General features: G+C 68.8%; 6 protein-coding genes. All 6 read left to right on the top strand.

The genetic code is table 11. The features are described 5' to 3' along the window. Positions 1-1,101, top strand: a 1,101-nt coding sequence (gene ftsZ, locus V7E05_RS13405) for a cell division protein FtsZ (protein WP_333620140.1), incomplete at its 5' end; no start/stop codon positions are given. Between the two features lie 216 nt (positions 1,102-1,317). After that, positions 1,318-2,040, top strand: coding sequence for a peptidoglycan editing factor PgeF (gene pgeF, locus V7E05_RS13400; RefSeq protein ID WP_333620139.1), 723 nt, complete (start codon positions 1,318-1,320; stop codon positions 2,038-2,040). Next, positions 2,041-2,868, top strand: coding sequence for a YggS family pyridoxal phosphate-dependent enzyme (locus V7E05_RS13395; RefSeq protein WP_333620138.1), 828 nt, complete (start codon positions 2,041-2,043; stop codon positions 2,866-2,868). A gap of 81 nt (positions 2,869-2,949) precedes the next feature. Then, on the top strand, positions 2,950-3,639 hold the full coding sequence (locus tag V7E05_RS13390) for a cell division protein SepF (protein ID WP_333620137.1): 690 nt from the start codon (positions 2,950-2,952) through the stop codon (positions 3,637-3,639). A gap of 157 nt (positions 3,640-3,796) precedes the next feature. Next, on the top strand, positions 3,797-4,096 hold the full coding sequence (locus V7E05_RS13385) for a YggT family protein (protein ID WP_333620136.1): 300 nt from the start codon (positions 3,797-3,799) through the stop codon (positions 4,094-4,096). Positions 4,097-4,389: 293 nt separating this feature from the next. Next, positions 4,390-5,343 (top strand): DivIVA-like cell division protein Wag31, encoded by a 954-nt coding sequence (gene wag31, locus V7E05_RS13380; protein ID WP_333620135.1) that lies wholly within the window; start codon positions 4,390-4,392, stop codon positions 5,341-5,343. Positions 5,344-5,362: the final 19 nt, after the last annotated feature.

Below are 5,362 nucleotides of genomic sequence, written 5' to 3'. Positions count from 1 at the left end.
GGCCTCAAGGGCGTCGAGTTCATCGCGATCAACACCGACGCGCAGGCGCTCCTCCTCTCCGACGCCGACGTCAAGCTCGACGTCGGCCGCGAGCTCACCCGCGGACTCGGCGCCGGCGCCGATCCCGAGGTCGGCCGCAAGGCCGCCGAGGACCACAAGGACGAGATCGAGGACGTCCTCCAAGGCGCGGACATGATCTTCGTGACCGCAGGTGAGGGCGGCGGCACGGGTACCGGCGCGGCGCCGGTCGTCGCCTCGATCGCCCGCAAGCTCGGCGCGCTCACCGTCGGCGTCGTCACCCGCCCGTTCTCCTTCGAGGGCAAGCGGCGCAGCAAGCAGGCGGCCGAGGGCATCGAGTCGCTCCGCGGCGCATGCGACACGCTCATCGTCATTCCCAACGACCGGCTCCTCCAGCTCTCGGATCCGTCCGTGTCGATGATCGACGCCTTCAAGAACGCCGACGAGGTCCTCCTCAACGGCGTCCAGGGAATCACCAACCTCATCACCGAGGCCGGCACGATCAACACCGACTTTGCCGACATCAAGGGCGTCATGTCCGATGCCGGCAGCGCGCTCATGGGCATCGGCTCGGCGACCGGCGACGAGCGGGCCCGCAAGGCCGCGCTCGACGCGATCAACTCGCCGCTGCTCGAGACCACGATGGAGGGCGCCAAGGGCGTGCTCATCACGGTCGCCGGCGGCTCCGACCTCTCCCTCATGGAGACCAATGAGGCCGCGCAGCTCGTGCAGGAGCAAGCGCACGAGGACGCGAACATCATCTTCGGCGCCGTGATCGACGATGCGCTCGGCGACGAGGTCCGTGTCACCGTCATCGCCGCCGGTTTCGACGGCGGCCCGCGCAAGCACGTCACCGATCCGGTCCCGGGCCGCCACCGCGCGGAGTCCGAGTTCGGCGAGCGTGAGCCCGCTCCTGCGCTCGGCGAGGTCCGCCGCTCGGAACCCGAGTCGCGACCCGATTACCGCGACGGCCGCGATGCGCGTGATGGCCGCGACGGGCGCGCCGACTTCCCGGGCGCGCGCCCGTCGGCACGCCCTGCCGAGGAGGACGACATCGACCTCCCGCCGTTCATGATGAACTGACCGGCAGCGTTCTAGAGGCGAGCCCGGCGCGATTCCGGGCGGGTCCACGAGCAGGACGTTCGCACGCGAGCGGGGCGCCCACCGTAACGGTGGGCGCCCCGCTCGCGTGTGATTGGGGTCGAGTCCTCGCGCTAGTCCGCGCTCGTGTCCACACCCATGGCCGCGTTCGGGCCCGCGCACGTGTTCCCGAGGCCGAATCGCGGATACGATGGGCCAATGCAGGGTGGAGAGAAATCGCGGGTGCGCAGGATCGTCACGACGCGTCGCGGTGGCGCCTCCGGGGGCAAGTACAGCTCCTTCAACCTCGGTGACCACGTCGGGGACGATCCCGCCGCGGTCCGGTCGAACAGGCGCAGGCTCGCAGAGGCGATGGGCCTCGATGATGCCGACATCGTGTGGATGGAGCAGGTCCACGGCACCAGGGTCGTGCGGGTCACCTCGCGCCCAGGGGGCGCGGTTCCTCGCACAGACGCACTCGTCACCGACCGGCCGGGCCTCGCCCTCGCGGTGCTCTCGGCCGATTGCGTCCCGGTGCTCGCGGCCGACGAGGAGGCCGGTGTCATCGGTGCGGCGCACGCCGGCCGTGTCGGTGCGGAGAAGGGGATCGTCCCGGCGATGATCGCCGCGATGGAGTCCCTCGGCGCGCAGAAGGAGCGGATCACCGTGCTGCTGGGACCCGCGGCGTCAGGAGAGCACTACGAACTCCCAGAGGAAATGGCGGCGGCTACGGAGTCGGTGCTGCCGGGCAGCCGGTGCACCACCGTCGACGGCACTGCCGGGGTGGATCTGCGCAAGGGGATCGCGCGGCAGCTCGCCGGGCTCGGCGTCGAGCAGGTCGACTCGGACCCGCGCTCCACGATCGCCGATCCCGAGCTGTTCTCCTATAGGCGCGAGGGCACGACGGGCCGGCTCGCCAGCGTGATCGTGAGGGAGGCGTAGATGGCGCCTATCTCTGCGGGAGCGGGCGGGGGAGAGGGAGCGGAAGCTTCCGGCGGTGGCCCCATGGGAGTGACGGCGGAGCGTGCAGCCGAGCTCGGCGAGCGTCTCGCCGCCGTACGCGAACGAATCGATAGTGCGCGGGCCGATGCCGGGCGCGGGGGCTCCGATGTGCGTCTCGTGGTGGTCACCAAGTTTCATCCCTTCGAGGACACGCTCCAGCTCGCCCGGTTGGGAGCCACCGACCTCGGGGAGAACCGGGTCCAGGAGGCGCAGGCCAAGGCTGAGCGCTGGGACGAGATCGCCGGGGCGAGCAACGACGAGAATGTGGGGCAGGGAGCCCCGCGCCGACCGAACCTCGTGATGATCGGGCATATCCAGTCGAAGAAGACCGGCTCCGTCGCCCGCTGGGCCGATGAGGTGCAGTCCGTCGACTCGGTCAAGGTGGCCGAGGGGCTGGCCCGCGGCCGCGCCCGCGAGATCGACGAGAACGGGGCGGAGCCGCTGCGCTGCCTCGTGCAGCTCAGCCTCGACGGCGACACTTCGCGGGGTGGCGTGGCATCAGGCGATCTGCTCGAGGTGTGCGCCACGGTGGCCGGGGCCGATTCGCTGCGCTTCGGCGGGATCATGGTCGTGCCGCCGTTGGACGGTGGGGATCCGGCGGCACATTTCGCGAGCGCGGCGAGCATCCGCGAGCGCGTACTCGCGGAATTCCCCGACGCCGTCGAGTTCTCTGCAGGCATGACCGGGGACCTCGAGGAAGCGATTTCCGCAGGCTCGACATGCGTGCGTGTCGGAACGGCGATCATGGGTCCGCGCCCAATACTCTGAGCCCGTACCTGAATGTGGGGAGGGATGTCGGCACCCTGCGGCCGCGCCCGAGCCAGGCCCCTACGACGATCGAGGACTCCTATGAGCACATTTGACAAGGTCAAGGACTTCTTCGGGATGAATCCGAACGCCCTGGCCGAGGGCGACGAATACTTCGACGACGAGTACGAGACCGGCGAGTTCCGCGCCGTCGATCCCGTGCGCGACGAGCCGCTCCATCCCGAGGACCGTGTGGGCCACGCCCACTCGCGGCCTGCGTACCGTTCCGACCGTTTCGCCGGGGAATACGCGGAGGACATCGGCGCCGGCGGCTACGGCCGCCTCGATCCCGAGCCCGCGCCGGAGCGTCCCCGCCGCTACCGCGCCGCCGCCCAGCGCGAGCCGCTCGGGGGCCTCGAGCCCTCGGCCCGTACGGTCGCGCCGGTTCGCGGTTCCGTCGCCCTCAAGCCCGAGGTCGACGAGTTCGAGGACTTCGACGACGGCCTCGTCGTCCGCCCCGAGGCGGCACTCGAGCGTCCCCGCGGCTACGCCGACGGCAAGAGCGTCGGCGAGAACTTCCGCGCGGGAACCCCGGTCGTCCTCGACCTCTCGCTCATGGCCGCGGGCGATGCCCGTCGTATGATCGACTTCGCCGCAGGCCTCGTCTTCGCCCTCGACGGCCAGATGGGCAAGATCGCCGACCGCGAGCGCACGTTCTTCATGTCTCCGGCAGGACTCGACCTCACCGAGGCCGAGAAGCGCGAGGCCGCGAACGCCGCTTTCCGCCGCTAACAGAGGCAGCTGCGCGACGGCTGATCAATAGCTGTCGCACGACGACGAGACCGTCGGCCACTGAGCGGATCAGGGCAGGCCACCCGCGCAGAGGGCGGGAGGCCTGCCGGCGGACTCGACAGACAGCCGACGACCGAAGCAGATTAGGACACGCCCCGTGGCACTCATCATCTTGATTCTCTCCTGGCTGCTCAGGGTGTTCTCTTTCCTCCTCATCGCGCGGATCATCGTTGAGATGATCACCTCGTTTTCGCGGGACTGGCGCCCGAAGGGCATCCTCGTCGTCATCTTCGAGGCGCTGTTCACCGTCACCGATCCGCCCGTCAAGGCGCTCCGGAAGGTCATTCCGCCGGTTCGGCTCGGCGCCGTTCAGCTTGATATCTCGGTCCTCGTCCTCTTCGTCATCATCTTCTTCCTACAGATGCTCCTGGGCATCGCCTACAGCTACGTCGTCTGAGGCGGGCATCCCCGATAGGCGTAGGCATCCGATCCCCGGGTTATCGCACTCGCCGGATATCGGGTAAAACGAGTGACGCAAAGAGGTCTACGTGAATAATTGTTATCGCGTGTGCTTCCGATAAGGTAGAACAGAGAGTGTAAGAATCGTTCGTCCTCGCATCGTGGGAACCACGGGTACGGTGGCCGCAAGGCGCCGCGACTCGCGGAGACCCGCCGGATAGTGCGGGCGGAATAAAGGTAAGCCCCCTCTGGCGGAGCCGGGGCCGTCTACACAAACGCAAGGGGAATGACATGCCGTTGACTCCAGCCGACGTTCACAACGTTGCCTTTAGTAAGCCGCCCATCGGGAAGCGTGGGTACAACGAGGACGAGGTCGACCAGTTCCTCGATCTGGTGGAGCAGGAGCTCGGCCGCTTGGTCGAGGAGAACGACGATCTCCGTGCGCGTGTCGACGAACTCGGTAGCGATCTCGAGTCGGCGAAGAAGGCCGGCGGATCCGGCAAGGATTCGGGCAGCGCGGCAGCAGCTCCTGCCGCCGCAGCCGCAGCTCCCGCCGCCGCTGCCACTTCCACCCCTGGGCCAAAGGCTTCCGCGACCCCCTCGCTCGCGAAGTCCGATGCCGGCGCCGACGGCGATGGCAGCATGCGCGCCGCCCGCGTCCTCGCGATGGCGCAGGAAATGGCCGACCGCCTCACGGGCGATGCGCAGAAGGAGTCCAACGGGCTCGTCAGCAAGGCGCGCACAGACTCCGACAAGCTCGTCTCCGATGCCAAGACCCGCTCCGACAAGCTGGTCGGCGATGCGAAGTCCGAGGCCGACCGCCTTCTCTCCGAGGCGAAGTCCCGCTCGGAGTCCATCGTCAAGGACGCCGAGGGCAAGTCCGAGGCGCAGATCCGCGAAGCGCAGTCGAAGGCCGATGCCCTCCAGGCGGACGCCGAGCGCAAGCACACCGAGATCATGGCCACCATCAACCAGCAGCGCGGTGTGCTCGAGGGCCGGATCGACCAGCTCCGCACCTTCGAGAAGCAGTACCGCTCGCGCCTCACCGCCTACCTCGAGAGCCAGCTCTCCGAACTCGGCAAGTCCGGGTCGGCAGAGCCGGCCGATGCGCCGCAGGCCGGTCGCATCCCGGGCCTCGACTCGAAGTCCGGCGGCAGCCAGTCGTCCTCGTCCTCGTTCTCGTCGGGTTCGACGGGTTCGACCGGGTCGTCGAGCCAGAGCAAGGGTAGCCACTCGGCGGACTAATTCTTCGGGTGCCTCCGGC

Origin of the sequence: Dietzia sp., from assembly GCF_036741115.1 — a bacterium.
Classification (GTDB): Bacteria; Actinomycetota; Actinomycetes; order Mycobacteriales; family Mycobacteriaceae; genus Dietzia.
Note: the sequence above shows the minus strand (reverse complement) of the source record. Positions and strands in the feature narration are given on the sequence as shown.

Bases quoted from the DNA above. Each gene is read 5' to 3' on its own strand.
- pgeF (WP_333620139.1), top strand. From the start codon at position 1,318: ATGCAGGGTGGAGAGAAATCGCGGGTGCGCAGGATCGTCACGACGCGT.
- V7E05_RS13395 (WP_333620138.1), top strand. From the start codon at position 2,041: ATGGCGCCTATCTCTGCGGGAGCGGGCGGGGGAGAGGGAGCGGAAGCT.
- V7E05_RS13390 (WP_333620137.1), top strand. From the start codon at position 2,950: ATGAGCACATTTGACAAGGTCAAGGACTTCTTCGGGATGAATCCGAAC.
- wag31 (WP_333620135.1), top strand. From the start codon at position 4,390: ATGCCGTTGACTCCAGCCGACGTTCACAACGTTGCCTTTAGTAAGCCG.